At 58.1% G+C, this 24,762-nt stretch carries 16 protein-coding genes; 9 read left to right on the plus strand and 7 right to left on the minus strand.

Annotation, left to right across the window (positions count from 1 at the left end):
- Positions 1 to 24 precede the first annotated feature (24 nt).
- The gene (locus tag ACIONG_RS00500; protein WP_401295909.1) at positions 25 to 3,915 is read right to left on the minus strand and encodes a hypothetical protein; all 3,891 of its coding nucleotides are present in this window, start codon (positions 3,913 to 3,915) and stop codon (positions 25 to 27) included.
- Positions 3,916 to 4,523: 608 nt separating this feature from the next.
- Here ACIONG_RS00500 and ACIONG_RS00505 point away from each other — a divergent pair.
- Positions 4,524 to 4,793 (plus strand): hypothetical protein, encoded by a 270-nt coding sequence (locus ACIONG_RS00505; RefSeq protein WP_213028570.1) that lies wholly within the window; start codon positions 4,524 to 4,526, stop codon positions 4,791 to 4,793.
- Between the two features lie 54 nt (positions 4,794 to 4,847).
- On the opposite strand, the gene ACIONG_RS00510 is transcribed toward ACIONG_RS00505, so the two are convergent.
- On the minus strand, positions 4,848 to 5,207 hold the full coding sequence (locus tag ACIONG_RS00510) for a response regulator (protein ID WP_213028784.1): 360 nt from the start codon (positions 5,205 to 5,207) through the stop codon (positions 4,848 to 4,850).
- A 264-nt stretch (positions 5,208 to 5,471) separates the two neighbouring features.
- Between ACIONG_RS00510 and ACIONG_RS00515 the strand changes: the two genes are divergently transcribed.
- From ACIONG_RS00515 to ACIONG_RS00535, 5 genes are read left to right on the plus strand one after another with little or no spacing between them, the layout of a single operon-like run.
- Complete coding sequence (locus ACIONG_RS00515; protein WP_103304986.1) at positions 5,472 to 8,969, plus strand: response regulator; 3,498 nt, start codon at positions 5,472 to 5,474, stop codon at positions 8,967 to 8,969.
- Positions 8,969 to 9,802: a protein-glutamate O-methyltransferase CheR gene (locus ACIONG_RS00520; protein WP_103304985.1), complete on the plus strand. Its 834-nt coding sequence runs from the start codon at positions 8,969 to 8,971 to the stop codon at positions 9,800 to 9,802. The genes ACIONG_RS00515 and ACIONG_RS00520 overlap by 1 nt, the downstream gene beginning before the upstream one ends.
- Positions 9,799 to 10,392 (plus strand): chemotaxis protein CheB, encoded by a 594-nt coding sequence (locus ACIONG_RS00525; protein ID WP_401295915.1) that lies wholly within the window; start codon positions 9,799 to 9,801, stop codon positions 10,390 to 10,392. Before ACIONG_RS00520 ends, ACIONG_RS00525 begins: the two co-directional genes overlap by 4 nt.
- Entirely contained in the window at positions 10,386 to 11,600 is a 1,215-nt protein-coding gene (locus ACIONG_RS00530) for a hybrid sensor histidine kinase/response regulator (protein ID WP_103304983.1), read from the plus strand. The genes ACIONG_RS00525 and ACIONG_RS00530 overlap by 7 nt, the downstream gene beginning before the upstream one ends.
- Positions 11,601 to 11,644: 44 nt before the next feature.
- Positions 11,645 to 12,022 carry a response regulator gene (locus ACIONG_RS00535; RefSeq protein ID WP_103304982.1) on the plus strand — a complete coding sequence of 126 codons (378 nt, stop codon included), beginning with the start codon at positions 11,645 to 11,647 and terminating at the stop codon, positions 12,020 to 12,022.
- A 130-nt stretch (positions 12,023 to 12,152) separates the two neighbouring features.
- On the opposite strand, the gene ACIONG_RS00540 is transcribed toward ACIONG_RS00535, so the two are convergent.
- The 3 genes from ACIONG_RS00540 to ACIONG_RS00550 all read right to left on the minus strand — a co-directional run bounded on the left by ACIONG_RS00540 (position 12,153) and on the right by ACIONG_RS00550 (position 16,592).
- Complete coding sequence (locus ACIONG_RS00540; protein WP_213028573.1) at positions 12,153 to 13,823, minus strand: ATP-binding protein; 1,671 nt, start codon at positions 13,821 to 13,823, stop codon at positions 12,153 to 12,155.
- A complete protein-coding gene (locus ACIONG_RS00545; protein WP_103304980.1) occupies positions 13,820 to 15,322 on the minus strand; it encodes an ATPase domain-containing protein in 1,503 nt (500 codons plus the stop codon). Before ACIONG_RS00545 ends, ACIONG_RS00540 begins: the two co-directional genes overlap by 4 nt.
- A 214-nt stretch (positions 15,323 to 15,536) precedes the next feature.
- Positions 15,537 to 16,592, minus strand: coding sequence for a tetratricopeptide repeat protein (locus tag ACIONG_RS00550; protein WP_213028574.1), 1,056 nt, complete (start codon positions 16,590 to 16,592; stop codon positions 15,537 to 15,539).
- A 172-nt stretch (positions 16,593 to 16,764) separates the two neighbouring features.
- On the opposite strand from ACIONG_RS00550, the gene ACIONG_RS00555 reads away from it, so the two are divergent.
- Genes ACIONG_RS00555 through ACIONG_RS00565 form a run of 3 tightly spaced genes read left to right on the plus strand, consistent with a single transcriptional unit; the run spans position 16,765 to position 20,036 of the window.
- Positions 16,765 to 18,900, plus strand: coding sequence for an FUSC family protein (locus ACIONG_RS00555; RefSeq protein ID WP_401295922.1), 2,136 nt, complete (start codon positions 16,765 to 16,767; stop codon positions 18,898 to 18,900).
- Positions 18,890 to 19,090 (plus strand): DUF1656 domain-containing protein, encoded by a 201-nt coding sequence (locus tag ACIONG_RS00560; RefSeq protein WP_103304977.1) that lies wholly within the window; start codon positions 18,890 to 18,892, stop codon positions 19,088 to 19,090. Before ACIONG_RS00555 ends, ACIONG_RS00560 begins: the two co-directional genes overlap by 11 nt.
- A gap of 4 nt (positions 19,091 to 19,094) precedes the next feature.
- Entirely contained in the window at positions 19,095 to 20,036 is a 942-nt protein-coding gene (locus tag ACIONG_RS00565) for an HlyD family secretion protein (RefSeq protein ID WP_315445341.1), read from the plus strand.
- 113 nt (positions 20,037 to 20,149) lie between these two features.
- Here ACIONG_RS00565 and ACIONG_RS00570 read toward each other — a convergent pair whose 3' ends face one another.
- Together ACIONG_RS00570 and ACIONG_RS00575 are read right to left on the minus strand one after the other, a co-directional pair.
- Positions 20,150 to 21,571, minus strand: a complete 1,422-nt coding sequence (locus ACIONG_RS00570) for an efflux transporter outer membrane subunit (protein ID WP_401295927.1) — start codon at positions 21,569 to 21,571, stop codon at positions 20,150 to 20,152.
- A complete protein-coding gene (locus ACIONG_RS00575; RefSeq protein WP_315445343.1) occupies positions 21,568 to 24,759 on the minus strand; it encodes an efflux RND transporter permease subunit in 3,192 nt (1,063 codons plus the stop codon). Before ACIONG_RS00575 ends, ACIONG_RS00570 begins: the two co-directional genes overlap by 4 nt.
- Positions 24,760 to 24,762 lie beyond the last annotated feature (3 nt).

Raw genomic sequence — 24,762 nt, forward strand, 5'->3', positions numbered from 1 at the left:
GGACTCAGCCTGCAGAAGCATCCATTATACGGAGAGATCGATCTCGAGCTTGGAGATGAAGGCACTCGGGTTATATTCGTCCACTGTTTTTTGTACGAGTGTGATGTTCGATGCAAACTTCGCAGGATCTGTTGTTCTCTGATTCAGCAGCGAAACGGCGACTTCTATGCTGTTGGCGTTGTAGAGGGCGGGATTGTCCTGAATAATTTTCGCCAAACTATGACGGACTGCATCAAAATTATTTAACTGAGCCAGTTCAGTAGCCTCATAGGTCCTGTGAAGGTGGGAGAGGGCTGGATGGACCATGTCCGGCTTTCTCGCGAGATCTACCAGGACGGCTACATCCGTTAGTTTATCCCCTTCTTTTGCGTAGAACAGATCCAGTGTGCCGCTACTGCCGTGGGACATTTCATGAATCAAAACGTCAGCGATTTTCGAGACTGCATATTTTTCTTTTTTATAGTAGGCATCGAGGTGTTTCGGGTAGATTTTTATAAACCTTTTCATGGAATCGCTGACTAGGAGGCCGCTCTTTTTGGCGGCCTTCAATTTTTTGTAGTCATGTGTGGAAATCGCTGCCAATGCATTCGGGCCGACGTGCCGGAAAGACATATTGGCAACGGAAATGGCATCCAGTTCGCTACGCATTGTGCGTAGCGATTTTAACAAGTACCTGATGGCATCGTCTGAGCCTTCGCCCAGCATGTATTTGACGACCAGACGCGTGTTGTCGTCTGCGCTTTCCAAGAGTTTGATCGCTGTATCCAGTCTGCTCTTGGCAGGGGCAAGCGCCTTCCCCACATAGTGCCGGGTGTAGGCGGTGGGCTTGAGCTTTCCAAAAAGTCTATGCACCCGGTATGGCAGCAGTTGCACGTTCTTCAGCGCCGGTCCCCAGGCTCCGCCCACGCTCTTGTGGAAGACATGAATCGATTGGTGGCGTTTGATTACTGCGAGGTCTACGACATCCCCGGCATTCTCGGCCGCGCGCCAGCTGCCATGCTGGAGGTCGGAGCGTTGCAGGGCTTTGACCAGATCTCGAGCGTCCGTATGACCGGTAAGTTTTCTGAGCTGCCGAGCGACCGATTCGACCGTGCTTGCACTGTTTTCCCCCAGTAATACCAAGTTGCGATGGGCCAGCCGATAACCCTTGCGCGCCAGTTTCGGCAGGCCATCAATCGGGTTTATGAAGGCCAATGCAGCACGCACGGTTGCCTTGGCAACCCCCAAAACCCTCAATGTGTTCGAAGCCGTTGCGGCGATGACTTTTGCCGAGGCCACGCTGAGGCCGACTACCAGCCCAAGGACTGACAGACCATCGACAATGCAACCGCCAATGCCCTCGCGTACCCGGTGCTCCTCGCCCGATCGAATATCGTTGACACACTTGAAAAACGGCACGGCGACATTGGCGAAATTGATTTGTGTCAGGTCCCGACGGATACGCATGTTTTCCAGATCTGTCTGGGGCTTGAAGGCAGCATAAAGTTCGTCACGAGTTGCCACCGGATGGCTGGACATGATCGACTTGGTGAGCTTTTCCAGCGAAGGGGAGAAAAACAGCGAAACGGGATGCAGGTTCTCGGTGCTCGTGTGGAAATGCCAGAGTTTTTCCACCACAACGCTGGACGACTGGCCATTTCGTGGTTCGCTGCCGTCTCTGTATGCCGCGAAGTCCAGCGGCCAGTCCTGTGCTTCGATTCTGAGCTGAAGGTCATGTCTGGAGCCAACATAGGCTTTAGTGGGAAAACCATTGATGACTTCACTGCTTTGCAGTTTGTTCGCCAGATCCGGACGTTCACGACACAAACCACGCATGGTGAACATTTCATAACAGCGGGTCGCGCCGTTGTATTGGCGACAGAGAAGGAGCCCGTAACGGCCTTTCTCGGCATCACGCTGCAATTGTGTCTCCTTCTCCGCTTCCAGATTGAGGAGGTTGCCGGTGATTTTTCGCAGCGTTGAAGTGCGAACGGTGTAGAGCGAGATGTAGCCATTCATCAGCGCGTCCCGATCGTCTTTCGGCAGGCAGCAGATGGCCATTTTGATCACGGCTGCAAGACCTTCCTGAACACCCGTGTAATACGTGTCGAAGGCTTGATCGTACAACGTGTCGGCATTCTCCAGCTCAGCCAGGCGGGCAAACGCATTGGCTGGAGGTTGGAAGCCACTCTTGAGCTTGAATCTGCTGGTGAGGCGTCCTTCTTCAACCAGGTCGCCGGAAAGGTACAAATCGAGCACAGAGAGACGCAGGCGCAAAAGCTCGGACAACGAATATTCATTGAGATCGGCCGCATTGGCGGCGAGATTGTATAAATCAGCGAGGACACCGGTCGGGGATGAATACCTCAAGGCATCCAGAAAATTGGTTTCCGTGCGCGAGCCGTTGAAGGTGAACTGCAGCGACTTGTGCTCCAGGTAATCGCCCTCTGGCATCACCTTTTTCAGTGACTGGAGTCCGAGTTTGCGTCGGTCAGGCGGCGCGGCCAGCAGGCCTGTTTCGGATTGGCGTAATGCATCCATATAACGGTTGAAATAAGACGACGCTTTGGTCAGCGAAGCGCTGCCATAGTCCCTGCCAACCTGATAGGCAATGACGCCGTTGAGCACAGCCCAGTTGATGACGGGGATGACGCCAGTGATTTCCTGCAATTCATTCTGTTCGCACGTCACCGGCGCCAGGTCGGAGAATGCCTTGATCTGCGCATAATTCATCACGCGTGATGTGCCTGGCGCGACGTGTTCGAGCATCGCTACCGTTTGTGCGATCAGGACCCAACCCGGTTTATCCAGCGTCAAGTCCAGGGGCGCGCCCTGCACCAGGAACTCCGGCGCCACTTTCGCCAGCAACAGATGGGCAGCCAGCGGCGCGACGTTTTCTTCGATCAGTGCGTGGGTAACCAGATGCGCTTCCAGTTCCTCCCGAACCTGCGCCGCGTTCAGCGGCGCATTGGCTGGCCGGTATACGTCATAACCGGCGATCACCGGTTGATCGCTGGCGCCCAGATCGAGCGCCAGCGCGACGGCTGCCATGTGCATGAGCTGCTCGTCGCCCAGCTGTGCATCATCGAGATCAAGATGCCATTCAAGCCGTTCATGAATGGCTCGGCCCAGCGCTTTGGCGGTTTTACTTCTCAGGCAACTTGTTAAAAATTTTTCCGAGTGTTCGCGTTTTTCAGACGCTGGAATCAGATTGAAATTAAGAAAGGCAAGTTTTTGCAGAAGACTGGTTTGACCCTGGGTTATGTCCAGAGTTACATCCTTGATGATCTGTCGCGCACTGTCTGACAGATGAAACGGAGAGTCTTCGTGGGCGTCCAGCAATTCCTGAAAGTCACCCAGTGCGGGACTTTCCGGAAGCTTGAAGGACAGATAAGCGATCAGATTGTGGATGTCGGCGACGGTGGTCGGAAGTATGAAATCTTCAAAGCGCAACCATTGTTCCACGCTGAAGTGATCGCCCGAATAAATATGGCCACCGGTAATGCCGGCGAACTCGCCCAGCATGGCCAGTTCCTCGGCCAACGTGGGTTCAAACTCTATGAACAACTGAATCTGAGTAGTCGCGACGAGCGCGAACAGGCACGCTTTTTCATCGACGCAAATCTGCACGTCGGCGGGAAGGGCCTGTTGTTTGAGGAGCCTGGCGAACGCTGGGCTTGCGACCATTTTTTGCAGGGCAGTGCGTGCAGGATCACATACTTCATCGAAAGCACTGCCTGTCACTCGCGGGATAAACCGGTCTTTCAGTTCTAACAGGGGCGTATCGGATATTCCACTGACAACTACATCGGCAACAGCAACGGTGCTGGTGCGATCTTTAATTAATTTGTTGAGTGACTGAATGACCAGATTTTTTTCGTACTGGTCAGCTATGTCGGTGTTGGAAGCAGTGTCAGTAGCAAAGGTGGGTTTCATTAATTGTGCGTCCTGCATTGAGTGGGTGGAATTGCTTACTTCTGGCCGTTAGTACGAGATGCTGATCAGCATTAACGTGTAATAGCGAGCAACCTCAGAGTAGAGACTGAGTAAGTGCGTTGGAAGACCGAATTCTTTACGGTTTGTTTGTTGTTGCAGGAGGTGGCTTAGATGTTTGGTGCTATGTGCGCAGGCAGCAGATGCTAACAACTAAGTCATTGTTGTTGGTTGCGAGTTTGATAGTTTGCCTCCGGCCTGGAATGCAATCATGCGACTTTCATTTTTACTCATGTGCAGGGGGTTTTAGGAATATTGAATTACAAAAAACCGAATTTCGCCCCGTTTGTTGAACTTGCACAGTTACCCTGACTTAAATGTCGATAACGCTGTCTTTATCGGGCGAAGCAGTTTAGACCGAGGCATTCTTTTTTCTTTCTCGGTGAAAACAGTGCTGAATTTGAGTTTCCCGCCGGTCACGATGCAAGCGGCAAGTGTGTGGCAAGCGACGCCGATCTCCCGCCACGAATAGCCACGCAGTGTGATTGTCAGGCCCGGAAAAAGGCTTCGTTTATCAGGGATTTGTCTTTCGGGGAGACAGGCGTGATCCGTTGATCATCTTCGAGAAGGGGTTTACCCGCCAGCCACTGGACAGTGGTGAATTATTCTCCAGCCTCGATTTCGGTAACGAATCGGTAAGTGCCCCGGAGCATAGCGCGGCTGCTCAGGATTCTGGCCAAACGCCGGCCCAATCAGAGCCAGCGAAAGGGTCAGTCGATGACATTATCGACTTCAGAGAGCGGCAAAAAGCCAAGCTCGATTGCATGAATGGTAAAGACTTGAGCAACCAGAAGGGGCGTTCATTCTGGTACCTCGGATAAACGCAACAGAGAGGCTTCAAAGGCGTTCAGGAACCAAACCGGCAGCGTCGTTTTTCAGTCCAGAATGCTTTGGACCTTGTCCCTCAATTGGTCAATCGAAAAGGGTTTGCCGATAATGTGCATGCCTTCTGGCACATCAAGACTTTCCGCATAACCGCTGGCAAACAGAATCGGCAGAGCAGGGCGCAGCTTGCGTGCTTCGTTAGCCAGTTCACGGCCATCCATCCCCGGCAAGCCGACATCGGTCATCATCAGATCAATGTGCTTCTCCGGATCTTCGAGAATTTCCAGCGCCTGCTCACTGCCATCCGCCTCCAGCACTGTAAATTCCAATTCCTCCAGCACATCGACGATCAGCATGCGCACGATGTCATCGTCTTCTACGACAAGGATGGTGGAAGCGGTGGCGGACATAATAAAAGCTCTCAAGGATGGAATTTTGGGGCGCCGGTCGATCAAAAATGCCGGGCTCCTGCATGAGTAAGTGGCGCATAGCCACAAGTTCCCGGCAGGACACAAAAAAGATTAGCTGCAAATGGGCGCGCAAGGATAACTGTTGGCGGGTCCAAAGGCGCAGGCAAATGTAGGAATTTGCGTCCAAAGTTGTGAGAAAAATGGATCCGCGCGGCTGTTTTGGGGCAAACTCTCGGGTTTTCAACAGTTCGACAAGGCTGCCCCATGTCCTCTCCGTCTTCGGTTGATGAGCAACGGTTTCGTAAAATCCTGAGTCGCAACATCAGCCTGCCGCTGGGCGTTGGTGTGCTCAGTGCCGTCTTCTTCGTCTCGCTGATCACTTATCTGCTGTCGGTCATCCAGTGGGTTGAACACACCGACCGGGTGATCAATAACGCCAACGAAGCGGTGAAACTCACCGTGGACCTGGAAACCGGCATGCGCGGTTTTCTGCTCAGCGGCGACGAGCACTTCCTCGATCCGTACGAAACGGCCAAGCCGCGCATTAATGTGGCGCTCAATACCTTGCTCGAACTGACCGCCGACAACCCGGTGCAGACCGATCGTCTGCGTCGTTTGCAAGCCCTGCAAACCGAATGGGCGAACTATGCGCAGTCGATGATCGATCTGCAGCGTTCTAGTGGCGACTATAAAGCGGCGGTCAAGGCCGGGCGTGGCAAGCGCCTGACCGACGAGATCCGCAAACAGTTCGAAGACGTGATCGACATGGAGCAGCAGTTGCGCACCACGCGCAACGAAGAAGTGCGCCGCACCACGATCTGGAGCATCACCCTTTATCTGTTGTTCGTGGCCGGTATCAGTGGGCTGCTGGCGTATATCGGCCGGCGCGATCTGGTCAATCTGTCTGACAGCTACGGCGCAACACTGGCGGCGCAGCAGGCCAGTGCCGAGCGTCTGGAGCGTCAGGCGTGGTTGCGTAATGGTCAGACCGAACTGGCCGAGCAGGTGCTGGGGCAACTGACGCTCAATCTGTTGGGGCGCAACATTCTGCAGTTCTGCGCGCAGTACCTCGGCACGGCCGTGGCGGCGCTGTATGTCCGTGAAGAGCACGGCGGCCTCAAGCGCGTGGCCACCTATGGCTTCTCGCGTGAGCAGGAAGAACAGGATCAATTGATTTACAGCGGCGAGGGCATCGTCGGTCAGGTGGCGCAACAGGCGCGGCTGACTCGACTGGATTCGGTGCCAGGCGATTACTTCAAAGTCAGCTCCGGTCTGGGCGAAGGCCTGCCGCGCAGCGTGATGGTGGTGCCGACTACCGATGACGACCGGGTCAACGGCGTGATCGAACTGGGCTTCTTGCGTCCGCTCAACGACCGCGACGTCGAGTTGCTGGAACTGATTGCCAGCAACGTCGGCACGTCCATCGAAGCCGCACGTTACCGTCAGCGTTTGCAGGAAGTCCTCGCTGAAACCCAGCAGCTCAACGAAGAGTTGCAGGTGCAGCAGGAAGAGCTGAAAACCGCCAACGAAGAGCTCGAAGAGCAGTCGCGGATCCTCAAGGAATCCCAGGCGCATCTGGAAACCCAGCAAGTCGAACTGGAACAGACCAACGAGCAACTCGCCGAACAGGCGCAGACTCTGGCCGAGCAGCGCGATGCAATGGACCAGAAGAACACCGAGCTGAATCAGGCCCAGGTGCAACTTGAAGAACGCGCCGAAGAGCTGCAGCGTTCGAGCAAGTACAAGTCCGAATTCCTCGCCAACATGTCCCACGAACTGCGCACGCCGTTGAACAGTTCGTTGATTCTGGCCAAGTTGCTCGCGGAAAACCCGCAAGACAACCTCAGCGCCGAGCAGGTCAAGTTCGCCGAGTCGATCTACTCCGCCGGCAACGATCTGCTGAACCTGATCAATGACATCCTCGACATTTCCAAGGTTGAGGCCGGCAAGCTTGAGGTGATCCCGGAAAACACCAGCGTCGCGCGTCTGGCCGATGGTCTGCGCAGCGTGTTCGAACCGCTGGCGGCCGACAAGCGCCTGACCTTCAGCGTCGATCTGCTCCCGGACGCACCGGTCACCCTGTTTACCGACCGCCAGCGTCTTGAACAGGTGATCAAGAATCTGTTGTCCAACGCCGTGAAGTTCACCGAGCAGGGTACAGTCAGCCTGACCATCAGCGGCCAGCCGAACCAGCGCATTGCCTTTATCGTGCGCGATTCGGGTATTGGCATTGCCGCGGATCAGCAGGAAAGCATTTTCGAAGCCTTCCGTCAGGCCGACGGCACCACCAACCGCAAATACGGCGGCACTGGCCTGGGCCTGTCGATCTCGCGGGATTTGGCGACGTTGCTGGGCGGTTCGATCAGTGTCAGCAGCGCACCGGGGCAGGGCAGTGTGTTCACGCTGGTATTGCCGCAGCAGTACAGCGAAACATCTGAAGTGTCGACGGCACCGCTGACCTTCACCCCGCCGGCGCAGATCGTGACGGCGGCCGCTGCGCCGGCGATTTCGGTTTCACCTCTGGCGCCGGTGCACATCCCGCGCTTTGCCGATGACCGTGACAAGGCGCCGTTTGCCACCCGCTGCATTCTGGTGGTGGAAGACGAGCCGAACTTTGCGCACATCCTCTACGATCTGGCGCATGAACTCGGCTATCAGTGCCTGGTTGCGCACGGTGCGGACGAGGGGTATGACCTGGCGCGCGAGTTCGTGCCGGACGCAATCCTGCTCGACATGCGCCTGCCGGACCACTCCGGCCTGACTGTGCTGCAACGCCTGAAAGAACACGCCGAAACCCGGCACATCCCGGTGCACGTGATTTCGGTCGAGGATCGGGTCGAAGCGGCGATGCACATGGGCGCCATCGGCTATGCGGTCAAACCGACCACCCGCGAAGAGCTCAAGGACGTGTTTGCCCGTCTCGAAGCGAAGCTGACCCAGAAGGTCAAACGCGTGCTGCTGGTGGAAGACGACGATTTGCAGCGCGAAAGCATCGCACGGCTGATCGGCGATGAAGACATCGAAATCACCGCCGTGGGCCTGGCGCAAGACGCGCTCGATCTGCTGCGCACGACGATTTTCGATTGCATGGTCATCGACCTGAAGTTGCCGGACATGCTCGGCAACGAATTGCTCAAGCGCATGTCCACTGAAGACATCTGCTCATTCCCGCCGGTGATCGTTTACACCGGTCGTAACCTGACCCGCGATGAAGAGGCCGATCTGCGCAAGTATTCGCGCTCGATCATCATCAAGGGTGCGCGCTCGCCGGAACGCCTGCTTGATGAAGTGACACTCTTTTTGCACAAAGTCGAATCGCAGTTGTCCCATGAGCGGCAGAAGATGCTCAAGACCGCGCGCAGTCGCGACAAGGTCTTTGAGGGGCGCAAAGTTCTGCTGGTGGACGACGATGTGCGCAACATCTTCGCCCTGACCAGCGCGCTGGAAACCAAAGGCGCAGTCGTGGTGATCGGTCGTAACGGCCGTGAGGCGATTGATAAATTGAATGAAGTCGAGGACATCGACCTGGTGCTGATGGACGTGATGATGCCGGAAATGGATGGTTTCGAAGCCACCATTGAAATCCGCAAGGATCCGCGCTGGCGCAAACTGCCGATCATTGCGGTTACGGCCAAAGCCATGAAGGACGATCAGGAGCGCTGCCTGCAAGCGGGCGCCAACGATTACCTGGCCAAGCCCATCGATCTGGATCGCCTGTTCTCGCTGATTCGCGTGTGGTTACCGAAGATGGAACGTATTTAGTGGAGTGCAGTGATTCAGTGGAACGGAACAGCGAGATCGAATTGCGGCTGTTGATCGAGGCCATTTACCTCAAGTACAGCTACGACTTCCGCGATTACTCTGGCGCTTCGATCAAGCGTCGGGTGCTACACGCGTTGAACCAGTTCGAGTGCGCGACCATTTCGGCCTTGCAGGAAAAAGTCCTGCATGACCCGACCGCGTTCATGCAGCTGCTGCAATTGCTGACGATCCCGGTCAGTGAGATGTTTCGCGATCCGTCGCACTTTCTTGCCATTCGCAGGGAAGTGGTGCCGCTGCTCAGAACCTATCCGTCGATCAAGATCTGGATCGCCGGGTGCAGCACGGGCGAGGAGGTCTATTCGATGGCGATTCTGCTGCGCGAAGAGGGCCTGCTCGATCGCACGATTATTTACGCCACTGACATCAACCCGCGCTCGCTGGACAAGGCCAAGCAGGGGATTTTCTCGATGGAAAACGTCCGTGCCTACACCGCCAACTACCAGCAGGCCGGTGGTCAGCGTTCATTTGCCGACTACTACACGGCCGCTTATGGTTACGCGATTTTCGACAAGAGCCTGTGCGAGAACGTGACGTTCGCCGATCACAGTCTGGCCACCGACAGTGTGTTCTCTGAAACCCAGTTGATTTCCTGTCGCAACGTGCTGATCTATTTCAACAAGAAACTGCAGGATCGAGCGTTCGGGCTGTTTCACGAGTCGCTGTGTCATCGTGGTTTTCTAGTGCTTGGCAGCAAAGAGACGCTGGATTTTTCCAGTTATGCCAACCAGTTCGAAGCGCTGGTGAAACAGGAACGGATCTACCGCAAATCATGAACGATACAGCGGATCTGCCTCGAATCGAGGCTATTGTGGTCGGTGCTTCCGCCGGTGGCGTCGAGGCATTGATGAACATGCTTGGGCCATTACGACGTGGATTCGCGCTGCCGATCATCATCGTCCTGCACCTGCCGGAAGAGCGCCGCAGTCATCTGGCCGAGGTGTTCTCCCGGCGTCTGCTGCTGCCGGTGGCAGAGGCAACGGACAAGCAGGATATCGAAGCGGGCACGGTGTATTTCGCCACACCCGGTTATCACTTGTCGGTGGAACAGGATCGCAGCCTGTCCTTGAGCCTTGAGGAGCGCGTCCATCATTCCCGGCCATCGATTGACTATCTTTTTGAGTCCGCCGCCGACGTCTACGGCCCCGGGTTGGCCGCTGTGTTACTGACCGGCGCCAATCACGATGGCGCGCGCGGGCTGGCCAAGGTCAAACGCCACGGCGGGCTGACCATCGTGCAGGATCCCGACGACGCCCAGGTCGCCACCATGCCTCTGGCTGCGCTGAAAATCCAGCAGCCGGATCATGTCTTACCCATTCACGGCATCGGCCGTCTGCTTGTCGAGCTGGAACGAATCGCATGCTGAGTAATATCCAGGCAAAACTGCTGATCGTCGACGATCTGCCCGAGAACCTGCTGGCTCTCGAAGCGCTGATCAAACGCGAAGACCGCACCGTCTACAAGGCGCTGTCGGCGGACGAAGCACTGTCGCTGCTGCTGCAACACGAATTCGCCATGGCCATTCTTGACGTGCAGATGCCCGGCATGAACGGCTTCGAACTGGCGGAGTTGATGCGCGGTACCGAAAAAACCAAGAACATCCCGATCATTTTTGTCAGCGCTGCCGGCCGTGAACTGAACTACGCGTTCAAGGGCTACGAGAGCGGGGCGGTGGACTTTCTGCACAAACCGCTGGATATCCATGCGGTCAAGAGCAAGGTCAACGTCTTCGTTGATCTGTATCGCCAGAGCAAGGCCATGAAGCAACAGGTCGAAGCGCTTGAGCAGGCCCGCCGCGAGCAGGAAGCGCTGCTGCAGCAGTTGCAGAGGACGCAGTCGGAACTCGAGCAAGCAGTGCGGATGCGCGATGACTTCATGTCAATCGTCGCCCACGAAGTGCGCACGCCGCTCAATGGCCTGATACTCGAAACGCAATTGCGCAAGATGCACTTGGCGCGAGATAACGCCGCTGCGTTTACCCTGGACAAGATGCACGCCATGGTTGATCGCGACGAGCGCCAGATCAAAAGCCTGATCCGCCTGATCGAAGACATGCTCGACGTCTCGCGGATTCGCACCGGCAAGCTGTCGATCCGGCCGAACCGTTTTGATCTGGTGCAGTTGGTCAGTAACCTGCTGCAAAACTTCGCGCAGCAGATCGAAGTGGCGGAAACCACCGTCACGTTCGAAGCCGAGAGTCCGGTGGAGGGTTGCTGGGATGAATTCCGCATCGAACAGGTGATCTCCAACCTGCTGACCAACGCCCTGCGTTACGGCGGCAGAAGCCCGATTCAAGTCCGCGTCTACCGTCAGGGCAATCAGGCGCGGGTCGAGGTTCAGGATCATGGCATCGGCATCAGCGAAGAGAACCAGAAACGTATTTTTCAACAATTCGAACGGGTTTCCGCCAAGACGGTAGTCGCCGGGCTCGGGTTGGGTCTGTTCATTTCCGAGCAGATCGTCGCCGCCCATGGCGGTTCCATCGTCGTCGAGAGTCAAATCAACGAGGGCGCCCTGTTTCGCGTTTGTCTGCCGATCGAGGAAAACGGCAAATCCGACGCAACCTCTGAGTGACCGCACGGTCGTATCAGCAGCTATTGACCGAACAAAGGCTTCCCATGAGCGTAGATGCACAAGATGTAGTACTCGTCGTCGAGGACGAACCGGTTATCTTGATGATCCTGACGGACTATCTGTCAGGCCAGGGCTATCGTGTGCTGCAGGCCGAAAACGGCGAGCAGGCATTCGAAATTCTCGCGAGCAAGCCACATCTGGACATGTTGATCACCGACTTCCGTTTGCCCGGCGGCATCTCTGGCGTACAGATCGCCGAACCTGCCGTGAAGCTGCGACCGGATCTCAAGGTGATATTCATCAGCGGTTACCCGCAGGAAATCCGCGAAACCGGCAGCCCGATCACGCGCAAGGCGCCGATTCTGGAAAAGCCGTTTGACCTGGACGTGTTGCAGGAAAAGATTCAAGAACTGTTGGCCTGATTTACAGCGCCTGACCTCAATATCTCCCTGTAGGAGCTGTGGGGGGGGGGGGGGGGTTTTTTTTTTTTTTTTTTTAAAAAAAAAAAAAACCCCCCCCCCCCCCCACAGCTCCTACAGGTTTTTTGCGGGGTCAGCCGCGGATCATCTCCCGCACCTTGGCGGTGAGCAGATCAAAGGTGAACGGTTTGGTGATCATCTGCATCCCCGAGTCGAGGAAGCCGCCACGCACCGCCGCATGTTCGGCATACCCTGTGATGAACAACACCTTCAAGCCCGGCCGGTATTGCCGACCGATCTCCGCGAGTTGCCGACCGTTCATGCCCGGCAAGCCGACGTCGCTGATCAGCAGATCAATGCGCTGCGCCGAGTTGAGAATCGGCACGGCGCCATCGGCATCTCCGGCCTCGACAAACGCATAACCCAATTCACTCAGCACCGAACTGACCAGCAAGCGCACGGCCGGATCGTCTTCGACGATCAGTACGGTTTCGCCATGGATGGCTTGCGGGGCTTGCTCGCAATTGCTGGTCGGTTGCTCCAGTTCTTCGCCACGGAAACGCGGCAGATAGAGTTTGACCGTCGTGCCTTGATCGATCTCGCTGTCAATCGACACGTGGCCGCGCGACTGTTTACTGAAGCCGTAGATCATCGACAGGCCCAGCCCGGTGCCCTGGCCGATTGGTTTGGTGGTGAAAAACGGATCGAACGCTCGGCTGATCACACTTTGCGGCATGCCGCTGCCGTTGTCGGTGACACTCAACATCACATAATCACCGGGCTCGAGGTTGGGGTAGGCCTCGGTGAAGTCACGGTCTAACACCTGATTACTGGTCTCCACCACCAATCGGCCGCCCTCGGGCATGGCGTCTCGGGCGTTGATCACCAGGTTGAGCAGGGCGCTTTCCAGTTGGTTGGGATCCGCCTCGGCGACCCAGAGTTTTTCGTCCAGACGCATGTCCAGTTGAATGCTTTCGTTGAGGCTGCGCTGCAACAGCTCGCCCATCGACAGCACCAGGGTATTCATCTGCACGGCTTTGGAATCGAGCGACTGCCGCCGGGAAAACGCCAGCAGACGATGAGTCAGGCCGGCGGCGCGGTTAGCCGAGGTCACGCCCAGATCGATCAGGCTGTCGAGGTCTTCAGTGCGTCCTCGGGCCAGACGCCGGCGCAGCAGTTCAAGGCTGCCGATGATGCCGGTGAGCATGTTGTTGAAGTCGTGGGCGATGCCGCCGGTGAGCTGGCCGACCGCTTCCATTTTCTGCGACTGACGCAACGCTTCTTCGTTGTGCCGTAGCTGCGCGGTGCGCTCTTCGACCTGCTGCTCGAGGGTTTCCAGCGTTGATTGCAGGCGTCGTTCGCTTTCGCTCAGGTCGATCAGGCGATCGCGGGCTTCGTACTGTCGTCGTCGACCGCGCAGGGCAGCGGACACCAGACTGATCAGGGTCGCCGGATGAAACGGGCGCTCAAGAAACGTGACATTGCCCAACAGATCGCTGAGGCGCGAGGACGGCCCTTGTTCCTGTCCGCCATGATGAGTGAGCACAACAATCGGCAGGTCCGACCACGCCGGCTGTTGTTCCAGGTGCAGGAACAACGCCTCCAGCTCTGGGCCGCGCAACGCTTCGGCGGCGATCAGCAACAGCCCGGCGCCGGGCTCCAGCTGCGCACACAGCGTGGCAAGGTCCGGGGTAATCAGGCCGCCGTAACCCGCCTCGTTGAGAATCATCAGCGCAATCTGGCTGTCGCGACCCATCGGCGCCAGAATCAGCGCGCGCTCGGCCAGCGGTACAGAAACGGTCACGAGCTCCCTTCCTGCAACAGCGGTTTGCTCGCGCCGAGATAGGTCGGTACGCCACGAAGCACACCCTGAAAGGCTTCCAGCGGCTCGCCGATGGTCATGCCTTGCTTCGAGATACGGTATTCGCGAATGGTCGATTCGTGGCTGCCGGTGCGTTTCTTGATGATGGAAATGGCGCGGCGGACCTTGCCGATGGCTTCGAAGTAACGCAACAGAATCACCGTATCAGCCAAGTAAGTGATATCGACCGGCGCTTGCATGTCGCCGACCAGACCGTGTTGGGCCACCGTCATGAAGGTGGCCGCGCCTTTGCGGTTCAGGTACAGCAACAGTTCGTGCATGTGCAGCACGAGGGCGTTTTCTTCCGGCATCGCGGCCTGATAGCCATTGATGCTGTCGATGACCACAGTTTTGATCTCGCCGTCATCGACGCAGCGGCGCACTCGGTGGGAAAACTCGCCCGGTGAAAGCTCGGCGGCGTCCACTTGCTCGATCAGCAGATTGCCGGTGGCGCGCAGGGCCTTGAGGTCGATGCCGATGTTTCTCATCCGTTCGAAGAGCAGTTCCAGTTCTTCGTCGAAGATGAACAGGGCGGCTTTTTCGCCGCGTGCCACTGCGGCGGCGGCGAAGATCATCGAGATCAGCGATTTACCGGTACCGGCAGGGCCGAGAATCAGCGTGCTGGAGCCGGTTTCGATCCCACCGCCCAGCAGCGAGTCCAACTCCTTGATGCCGCTAGTCAATTGCAAACGCGGGTAATCGCCGCGATGTTCCGCGGCCACCAGCCGTGGAAAGACATGGACACCATCGCCCATGATGGTGAAGTCGTGATAACCGCCGCGGTACTTTTGCCCACGGTACTTGACCACCCGCACGCGTCGACGCTCGGCGCCGTAGTTGGGTGTGAGTTCTTCAAGCCGAATCACCCCGTGGGCAACACTGTGCACGGTTTTATCGAGGGATTCGGTGGTCAGGTCATCGAGCAGCAGAACCGTGGCGTTATAGCGCACGAAGTAATGCTTGATGGCGAGGATCTGCCGACGATAACGCAAGGAGCTTTGCGCGAGCAGGCGGATCTCCGACAGGCTGTCGAGCACCACCCGGGTTGGCTTGAAGCGTTCGACCGCTTCGAATATCTGCTTGGTGGCTTCGCCCAGTTCGAGGTCGGAGGAGTACAGCAGGCTCTGCTGATGCTCGGCATTGAGCAGGCTCTCCGGCGGCGTCAGTTCGAAGATCTTGATGTTGTCGTCAAGCTCCCAGCCATGGGACAGCGCGCCTTGGCGCAGTTCACGCTCGGTTTCCGATAGCGTGATGTACAACGAGCGCTCGCCGGCCTTCGCGCCGGCCAGAAGAAAATGCAAAGCGGCCGTGGTTTTGCCGGTTCCGGGTTCGCCCTCCAGCAAGAAAACATGACCGCGAGACAAGCCACCGGCCAGGATGTCATCCAGACCCACAATGCCGGTAGCGGCTTTCGCACTGATCAACTCGTTAGATGTAGACAAAAAATGCCCTCTCATGACTAGGGGAAGCGAGGCCGCCGACTGAATTGGGGGCGACCTGATTTACTTGACCCGTTGCAGTGATGGCAGTTCCACTTTTTCTTGCTGGCGAGGGGATTTATGCCTGATGGCCTGCGTAACAGGCTCTGGGCTGAGGAGGGCCGCTTCGCGCCCCATCGGGGATAAATCCCCTCGCCACAGGTCACATCTATCCGATTCAGAGACCCTGCTGCAACGCCGGATCATCCGGATTCAACTGCTCCAGCTGAGCCAGCAGAATCTGCACGTTCTGCAACTGACCGCTTTCTTTCCAATAGTTGATCAGCAACACCCGCGCCTTGCGATCGGCCGGGTGGCGCTGGACGATTTCCTGCAGTTGCTTCTGCGCCGCCTCGAGTTCCTCTGCACTGTGCAGAGTGGTGGCGAGGTCGTAGCGGTAATCCTTGTTGTCAGGTTCCAGTTCGACCGCTTTGGACAAGCCGAGCAGGGCGTACTCACGCTGGCCGTGGTGCAACAGCCACAGGCCGAGGGCATGTTGCAGATACGCCGAGTCAGGTTGGGCTTTAAGCTGTTGGGCGAGCAACTGCCGGGCCGCATCATTCTGGCCCTGGCGGTCGAGCACATCGATCTGCATCACCAGCGCCTGCAAGTTGCCCGGTTCCAGGCGCAGGGTGTTGTCCAGTGCCTGCTGCGCCTGTTTCAACTCGGCGTTGTGGATATAAAGACGCGCCAGTTGGGCGTAAGTCGCGGCGCTTTCCGGTTGGTCCTTAAGTGCTTGCTCCCAGCCATCGATCGCTTGTTGCAGCGGTCCGAAATACAGCCCCAGCTCGTCCGGGCTCAAGCCGAGCAGGGCGTTGATTGCCGCAAAACGAACGGTCTGATCCTCATCTTCGAGCATCGGCCCCAACAGCAGGCTGCGTTGTCCGCCCGGCACCAGCCCCACCACACTTTTGATCGCTGCCAGCCGCACTTCGGGCGCTTCGTTCTGCAGGTCGGCGTCGGCGAGTTTCAACGCCAGCGGACTTGGGTAATTCGGCAGCTCGCCGTGAAGCCAGACGCGGCGCTTGACCGACAGGTCCGGACGCCCCAGCTGTTGATACAACTGCCGCGCGGCACCGGGCTGCCCGGTCCGCGCGGCGCCCAGCGCTTCGCTGTAGCCATGCTTTATCGCGTCGGGAATGACCGGTGTGGTACTGCGCAGAGACAGCCATGCCACGACGACAATAAGCACAAGACCAAGGCTGATAAGCAGATAGCGGCGAGACTGAGGCATGCAGGTTTCCGAAAACAGGTGTACTTGAGCAGAGCGGCAAGCTTCGGTCAGCTCGGACCGTGAGTCAAACCCTGAGCATGCGAATCGCCCTACAAGTCCTGTCGACTGCGTAACCCGTCAGGCTTTCGCAGCAGTGTCTACGCTTGCAGGAGTCGCTTAAACGAGTGTGCCCATGCAAGCCCTGTTGAATTATTTCAAGGTGGTGATACATCCCGGTCAGGCCGTCCTGCTGTTTGCCCTGCGCACCATCGCGGCCGGGTTGCTGACCCTGTATCTGGCGTTCCTGTTCGATCTCGATCAGCCGAAGTGGTCGATCATGGCCGTGGTCATTGTCAGTCAGCCGCTGGCCGGCATGGCGTTGGCACGCAGTTTTGGCCAGGTGATCGGCACCACGCTCGGTGCAGCGGTAGCGGTCTTGATCATGGCCATCTTTCCGCAGGCGCCGCTGCCGTTCATCACGACGCTGGCCCTGTGGCTGGCGCTCTGTACGGCGGGCGGCACGTTGTTGCGCTACACCAGTTCCCAGGCGTTTGTGCTCAGTGGTTACACCGCCGTGGTGGTGGCACTACTGGCCATTCCCGATCAGGACGGCACTTTTCTGCTGGCTGTCACCCGCGTCACCGAAACGTTGCTGGCCGTGGCCTGTGTCTGCGTGGTCAGCCTGCTCACGGCGCGTCCGGAAGCCGTCGCCAAAGGCTATTTCGCCAAGGTCGATCAGGTGATCAAACTGGTCGCCAGCCATTCCGCTGCGGTCATCCGCACACAAGAGAGCGAAGCCGACTTTCAACGTCGGCAAATGCAATTGCTTGGTGAAATCAGTGCCCTCGAAGGGCTGCGCCGTCACCTGTATTTCGATGCGCCACGGTTGCGCAGCGCCAATAACCTGGTGCTGTTACTGGGTAATCAGTTGATGCTTTTGACTTCGCGCCTGACCGCGCTGAGGCATCAACGCGAACTGCTGACCGAGCGCTGGGAGGGCGATTTGCCGCCCGACGTCCAGCGCCTGCGTGCCGATGAGCTGGCGCTTCTCGACCAGTTGGCGGAGCAGGGCCGCTCGCTCCCCGCCGAGCAACGGCATCACTTCGTGACGCTGCAACAGCAGTTCGAAGCCTTGGCTTATGAGGCCGAACAACTGACCGAAGATATGAGCGCAACCCTGCGTTCACTGGCGTGGGCATTACGCTGGGAGCAGGCGCGTCTGTTGCAGCAACTGGAACAGATCCTGGAACTGAGCGATGCCATTCAGGAGGGGCGCGAGGCCAGTTGCCTTTATCGTGGCCAGGCCAGCCCCTTGCATCTGGATTTCACTCTGGCTTCGATGAACGCCATTCGCGCCTTTACCGCGCTGCTGGTTGCCGGGTTGATCTGGATCGAAACCGCCTGGGACGGCGCACGGGGCGGGATGATTCTGGTGGGGATTCTCTGTTCGCTCATGGCGACGTTTCCGCGTCCGTTGATGGCGGCGCAAAGTTATGCCCGTGGGTTGGGATTGGCGCTGGTGGTATCGGCGCTTTATCAATTCATGCTGGTGCCGGCGATCAGTGACTTTGAGTGGCTGGCGTTGTTGCTGGCACCGCTGCTTTATGTGATCGCGGTCGGTCTGGCGAGCCCGGCGACGGCGGGGATCGGCATGGGGTTGGGGTTGTCGAGTTTCCTCATGCTGGGCCCGCAGAATGTCGGCACCGGGCAGAACACGGCGATCCAATGGTTCGAATTTGCCGGCGCCTATGTCAGCGCGGCAATGCTCGCCCTGATCGTCTACGCGTGGATTTTTCCGTTCCGCCCGGTCTGGCGCCTTCGTCGCTTGTACAACGAAGCGCGTGAACAGGTGTATGAGCTGACTAAAAAACCAGCCACCGATGAGCAGCAATTCGCTTTCGAAAGCCGCATGGTCGATCGCTTGACCAGCATGCTTGGCTTGCTGCCGGCGGCGAATGACCGCGCCATGCAGCAACTGTACGAAATCAGCCTGGCCAGCGTGGCACTGGGTGTGGCGATGCATCAGCTCAGGCAGCAGGCGCAGAACAATGCATTGCTCACCGACGTATTCAGTCAGCGCTTGTCCTCGGCCTTGCGCAAGACCGGGCGCTTTGTCGCCGGGCGACAGGATGCGCAACTGACGCCGTTGCTGTCCACGCTGCATGCACTGGGCGATGAGCTGGATGATCTGCACGTCGCCAGTCATGAACATCTTTGGTCGGTGTTCCGCATGCGCGTGGCGTTGCTGATCGTTGTGTCATTTCTGCAGCGCCACGGCGAGTACCTGCAACGTAATGCCCCGGAAGGAGAACCGGCCCTTGCCCATTGATTTCGAGATTGGCGGCGTTTATCTGCCACCCATTGCTCAGGCCCTGTTGCTGGCCATACCGATATTCATGCTGCTTGACTGGGGCTTGCGCCGCTTGGGCGTATTGCGTCTGGTCTGGCATGAGGCGCTGTTCGAAGGGGCACTGTATGCCTGCGTCTGTGCCACGCTGCTTTTGCTGATGGGAGCCTGATGCCTTGAAAGTGTTACTCGCTCGATCAATGACGTTGGCCGTGGTGGCACTGGCCATCGTGCTCGGCTGGTTTGCCTGGGAGCATTACACCCGTGCGCCATGGACCCGGGATGCCCGGGTGAGGGCGGACGTGGTGACGCTGTCGGCCGACGTTTCCGGACGTATCGTCAGCCTGGCTGTGCAAGACAACCAGCACGTTGACAAGGGGCAACTGCTGATGGAGATCGATCCGGCACGCTACCGGTTGGCGGTAGAACACTCGCGGCGCTCGGTTGAAGTGGCAAAAGCAACTCTGGGGCAGTCGCAAGCGGCCATCGTCGCCAGTGAAGCACTGCTCAAACAGCGTCAAAGCGAAGAGCGCCGGCGCCGTACGCTCAAGCAGGGTTTCGCGATCTCCGGGGAAGAATGGGAGAAATCCAGTACCGACGTGGCTGTGGCTCAGGCTGATCTGTTGCGCAATCAGGCCAATCTCGGCCTGGCGCAGGCGAATGTGCAATTGGCGATTGCGGCACTGACTCAGGCCGAACTGGATTTGCAGCGTACCCGTGTCGAGTCGCCGGTCAGCGGCTATGTCACCAATCTGCTGACTCGCGAGGGCGATTACGCAGTTGCCGGTGGCGCACTGTTGGCGTTGGTCGACAGTGATTCGTTCTACGTCAGCGGTTACTTCGAGGAAACCAAATTGCCACGGATCGAGGAGGGCGACCGAGTGCGAATTCAGTTGATGAGCGGGGAAACCTTCGGCGGTCGCGTGCAAAGCATTGCCTTCGCCATTGCGGACAGGGAAAACGCCCCGGGCAGTCGTCTGCTGGCGAATATCAACCCGAGTTACACCTGGGTGAAACTGGCACAACGGGTACCGGTGCGGATCGACATCGATAGCGACTATGCCGGCAAGAACCGCTTGCGCGCCGGCACGACCGCCACCGTCACTATCCTTGAATAAGGCAGCTCCAGGGGTAAGACACCAGGCACAAAAAAGCCCCGCGACCGAATGATACGCGGGGCAAAAAATTGGTTGGTTGCGGCCAACCAAAGGAGCTCTTTAAAAACTGGAAGTTACTTGCTGGCGACGGTCTCTGGCTGCCAGCCACCGCCAAGGGCCTTGTAGATCGCGACAATGCCGCGATAGAGATCGACTTCGGCCTGGGCCTGGCTGTCTTCAGCATTCAGACGCTCACGCTGTGCATCGAGCAGCACGAGGAAGTCAGTGGTGCCTTCGCGATAGCGAATCTCTGCCAGATCGGCAGCCTTGCGGCTCGATTCGCTCTGGCGGATCAGCGAGATCAGCCGTTGCTGACGTTTGCCGTAGTCGCTGAAGGCGTTTTCCGATTCTTCCAGGGCCAGCAGCACTTGTTGCTCATAGGTCGCCAGTGCGCCTTCGGCATCGACATCGGCGCCGCGTAAACGGGCACGGACGCTGCCAAGGTCGAACGCTGCCCAGGTAATGCTCGGGCCGAGCGCCCAGGCGTTGGCCGCCGAGGAACCGATCTGCGAACCGCGTCCGGCCGTCCAGCCGAGGAAACCGCTGAGGCTGACCCGTGGGAACAGATCGGCCTTGGCCACACCGATGCGCGCCGTGGCGGAAGCCAGTTTGCGTTCAGCGCTGAGGATGTCCGGACGACGTTGCAGCAGTTCGCCCGGGTTACCGATTGGCAAGGCCTTGGCGATTGCTGGTAGCTCCTTTGGACTCAGGTCGACGGTCAGTTTGTCCGGACGCTCCCCCAAGAGGGTGGCGATGCGGTTTTTCTGTCGGACCTGTTCCGCCTGCAACTGCGGCACGCTGGCTTCGACTGAGGCCAGACGCGCATCGGCACGTTCGACATCGAGCTGATCGCCAACGCCGGCATCACGCAGGCTGATGGTGATCTTGCGCGACTCCTGCTGGTTGTTCAGGTTGGCCACGGCGATTTTTTCGCGTAGTTGCGCGCCGCGCAGTTGGCCATAAGCATCGACCAGTTCGGCAATCATGGTGACTTGCAGTTGGTACAGATCGGCTTCGGCCGCTTGCTGGTCGGCGTCGCTGGCTTCCAGGTTGCGCTGGATGCGACCGAACAAGTCCAGTTCCCAGGCCATGTCCAGACCGAGGTCATAGCGTTCGCTATTGACCCGTTTGGTGGTCTGGCCAGGGATTTGCCCCTTGGCCAGATCGCTGCTGGCGCGGCTGGTGATGGTCGGCATCGCATCGTTGCTGACGTCGTCGCGGATCGCCCGGGCGGCTTTCCAGCGAGCGAACGCCACGCGCAGTTCACGGTTGCCTTGCAGCGATTGAGTCACCAACTGATTGAGGGTCGGATCGTCAAACTGCTGCCACCAGATGCCTTCGAATTTCGAACGGTCGAAGTTCTTTTGCCCGGCGGCGCCGTCGGTGGCGGTCGTGATGTTGGCCGCCTCCGTGGCTGGGGTCTTGTAGTCGGGGCCGACGGCGCAGGCGCTGAGGGCCAGCACCAGCAGACTCGGCAGGAAGACTTTCAGACTCATTGGTGCGCCTCCAGTGGCTTTTGAAGAGTGTGCGCCTTGGCCGCTTTACGCTGCTCGCTGCGTTCGACGAAGTTACGGATCAGTACGTAGAACACTGGTGTCAGCAGCAGACCGAAGAAGGTCACGCCGAGCATCCCGGAGAACACCGCCACACCCATGGCGTGACGCATCTCGGCACCCGCACCGCTGGAGAACACCAGTGGCACCACACCCATGATGAATGCAAAGGAAGTCATCAGGATCGGCCGCAGACGCAGACGGCAGGCTTCCAGTACCGCAGCAAGCGGGTCGAGACCTTCTTCCTGTTTGTCCTTGGCAAACTCGACGATCAGAATCGCGTTCTTACAGGCAAGTCCCACCAGTACGATCAAACCGATCTGGGTGAAGATGTTGTTGTCACCGCCCGAGATGATCACGCCGGTGATGGCCGACAGCAGGGTCATCGGTACGATCAGGATCACCGCCAGTGGCAGGCTCCAGCTTTCGTATTGAGCAGCGAGCACCAGGAACGCGAGCAGTACGCAGAGCGGGAACACGAACAGCGCGGTGTTGCCGGACAGAATCTGCTGGTAGGTCAGGTCGGTCCACTCGTAGGTCATGCCGTTCGGCAGTTCATCCTTGAGCAGTTTCTCGATGGCTTTTTCTGCTTGACCGGAGCTGTAGCCAGGGGCTGCCGCACCGTTGATTTCTGCGGTGATGAAGCCGTTGTAGTGCATCACGCGATCCGGCCCAGAGGTGTCGCTGACCTTGATGAAGGTCGCCAACGGGATCATTTCGCCTTTGTTGTTACGCACTTTCAGCTGGCCGATCTGGTCGGATTCGAGGCGGAACTGTTGCTCGGCCTGAACGTTGACCTGATAGGTGCGGCCGAAACGGTTGAAGTCGTTGGCATACAGCGAACCCAGGTAGATCTGCAGGGTGTCGAAGATGTCGCTGACGGCCACGCCGTGGGTTTTGGCTTTTTCCCGGTCGATGGCGGCATCGACCTGCGGCACGTTCACGGTGTAACTGGTGAACAGGCCTGCCAGTTCCGGCACGTTGTGGCTCTTGTTGATGATGTTCATGGTTTCTTTGTACAGCTCGTCGTAACCCAGGTTGCCCCGGTCTTCGATTTGCAGGCGGAAACCACCAATGGTGCCCAGACCTTGTACCGGCGGTGGCGGGAAGATCGCCATGTAGGCTTCCTGAATGTTCGCGTACTGGCCGTTCAAGGCACCGGCGATTGCACCGGCCGACATGCTCGGGTCTTTACGTTCGTCGAACGGTTTCAGGGTCACGAACACGATGCCGGCGTTCGGGCTGTTGGTGAAGCCGTTGATCGACAGACCCGGGAACGCTACGGCGCTTTCCACGCCTGGCTGTTTCAAGGCCAGGTCGGACATGCGCTTGATCACGTCTTCGGTGCGATCCAGGCTCGCGGCGTCCGGCAGTTGCGCGAAAGCCACCAGGTATTGCTTGTCCTGGCCGGGTACGAAACCGGTCGGCGTGTTGGAGAAACCGAAGAAGGTCAGCACCATCAGGCCCGCGTAGAGGAACAGAGCGATGCCGCTGCCACGGATAACCCGGCGCACGGTGCCGACGTAGCCATGGCTGGCACGGTCGAAAAAGCGGTTGAACGGACGGAACAACCAGCCACCGAAGATCTTGTCGAGCACCTTGGAGAAACGGTCTTTCGGTGCGTCATGGCTTTTCAGCAATACAGCGGCCAGTGCTGGCGACAAAGTCAGCGAGTTGAACGCCGAGATCACGGTCGAGATCGCAATGGTCAGGGCGAACTGTTTGTAGAACTGTCCGGTAAGGCCGGAGATGAACGCTGCTGGAATAAACACCGCGCACAGCACCAGCGCCGTGGCAATGATCGGGCCGGTCACTTCACCCATGGCTTTTTTGGTCGCATCGAAAGGGTTAAGCCCCAGTTCGATGTTCCGTTCGACGTTCTCCACCACCACGATGGCGTCGTCCACCACAATACCGATGGCCAGTACCAGGCCGAACAGCGACAGGGCGTTGAGCGAGAAGCCAAACAAGTGCATCACCGCAAACGTACCGATCAACGATACCGGCACCGCCACCAATGGAATGATCGAGGCGCGCCAGGTTTGCAGGAACAGGATCACCACCAGCACCACGAGGATCAGCGCTTCGAAGAGGGTGTGAACCACCGCTTCGATCGAGCCGCGCACGAAGATCGTCGGGTCATAGACGATGCTGTAGTCCATGCCTTGCGGGAAGCCTTTCTTCAGCTCTTCCATCTTGCCGCGAACTTCGTTCGAGATGTCGATGGCGTTGGAGCCAGGACGCTGGAAGATCGGGATCGCCACCGCCGGCTGATTGTTCAGCAACGAACGCAAGGCGTATTGGCTGGAGCCCAGTTCGACGCGAGCGATGTCTTTCAAGCGAGTGATTTCACCGTTATCGCCTGCGCGAATAATGATGTTTTCAAACTCTTCCTCAGTCACCAGACGGCCCTGAGTGTTGACCGACAGCTGGAAGCTCTGCGCATTCGGGGCAGGGGGCGCGCCCAACTGGCCGGCGGCCACTTGACGGTTCTGTTCACGAATCGCGGTGACCACGTCAGTGGCTGTCAGATTGCGCGAAGCGGTCTTGTTCGGATCAAGCCAGACACGCAGCGAGTAGTCGCCCATGCCGAACAGTTGCACATCACCGACACCACCGAGGCGAGCGAGCTCATCCTTGATGTTTAGGATCGCGTAGTTGGACAGGTAGAGCATGTCGTAGCGCTTGTCTGGCGAGGTCAAGTGCACAACCATGGTCAGGTCAGGCGACGCCTTGTCGACGGTGATACCGATACGCGTCACTTCCTCGGGAAGCTTCGGCTCGGTACGAGTCACGCGGTTTTGCACCTGCACCTGCGCGTTGTCCAGGTCAGTGCCCAGAGCGAAGGTGATGGTCAGGGTGATCTTGCCGTCAGCGGTGGATTGCGAGGACATGTACAGCATGTTCTCGACGCCGGTGATGGCCTGCTCCAATGGAGCTGCCACGGTTTCACCGATGACTTTAGGGTTGGCACCCGGGAAGTTGGCACGTACCACCACGGTGGGCGGCACGACTTCCGGGTATTCGCTGATCGGTAGCTGGAACAGCGAGATCGCACCGGCGATCAGGATCAACAGCGACAGCACCGCTGCGAAGATCGGCCGTGAAATGAAGAATTGGGAAAAATTCATCGG

It is taken from the genome of Pseudomonas sp. NPDC087817 (assembly GCF_044742875.1).
Classification (GTDB): Bacteria; Pseudomonadota; Gammaproteobacteria; order Pseudomonadales; family Pseudomonadaceae; genus Aquipseudomonas.

Bases quoted from the DNA above. Each gene is read 5' to 3' on its own strand.
- ACIONG_RS00510 (WP_213028784.1), bottom strand. From the start codon at position 5,207: ATGTCCGCCACCGCTTCCACCATCCTTGTCGTAGAAGACGATGACATC.
- ACIONG_RS00555 (WP_401295922.1), top strand. From the start codon at position 16,765: ATGCAAGCCCTGTTGAATTATTTCAAGGTGGTGATACATCCCGGTCAG.
- ACIONG_RS00535 (WP_103304982.1), top strand. From the start codon at position 11,645: ATGAGCGTAGATGCACAAGATGTAGTACTCGTCGTCGAGGACGAACCG.
- ACIONG_RS00525 (WP_401295915.1), top strand. From the start codon at position 9,799: ATGAACGATACAGCGGATCTGCCTCGAATCGAGGCTATTGTGGTCGGT.
- ACIONG_RS00530 (WP_103304983.1), top strand. From the start codon at position 10,386: ATGCTGAGTAATATCCAGGCAAAACTGCTGATCGTCGACGATCTGCCC.
- ACIONG_RS00570 (WP_401295927.1), bottom strand. From the start codon at position 21,571: ATGAGTCTGAAAGTCTTCCTGCCGAGTCTGCTGGTGCTGGCCCTCAGC.
- ACIONG_RS00550 (WP_213028574.1), bottom strand. From the start codon at position 16,592: ATGCCTCAGTCTCGCCGCTATCTGCTTATCAGCCTTGGTCTTGTGCTT.
- ACIONG_RS00500 (WP_401295909.1), bottom strand. From the start codon at position 3,915: ATGAAACCCACCTTTGCTACTGACACTGCTTCCAACACCGACATAGCT.
- ACIONG_RS00575 (WP_315445343.1), bottom strand. From the start codon at position 24,759: ATGAATTTTTCCCAATTCTTCATTTCACGGCCGATCTTCGCAGCGGTG.
- ACIONG_RS00515 (WP_103304986.1), top strand. From the start codon at position 5,472: ATGTCCTCTCCGTCTTCGGTTGATGAGCAACGGTTTCGTAAAATCCTG.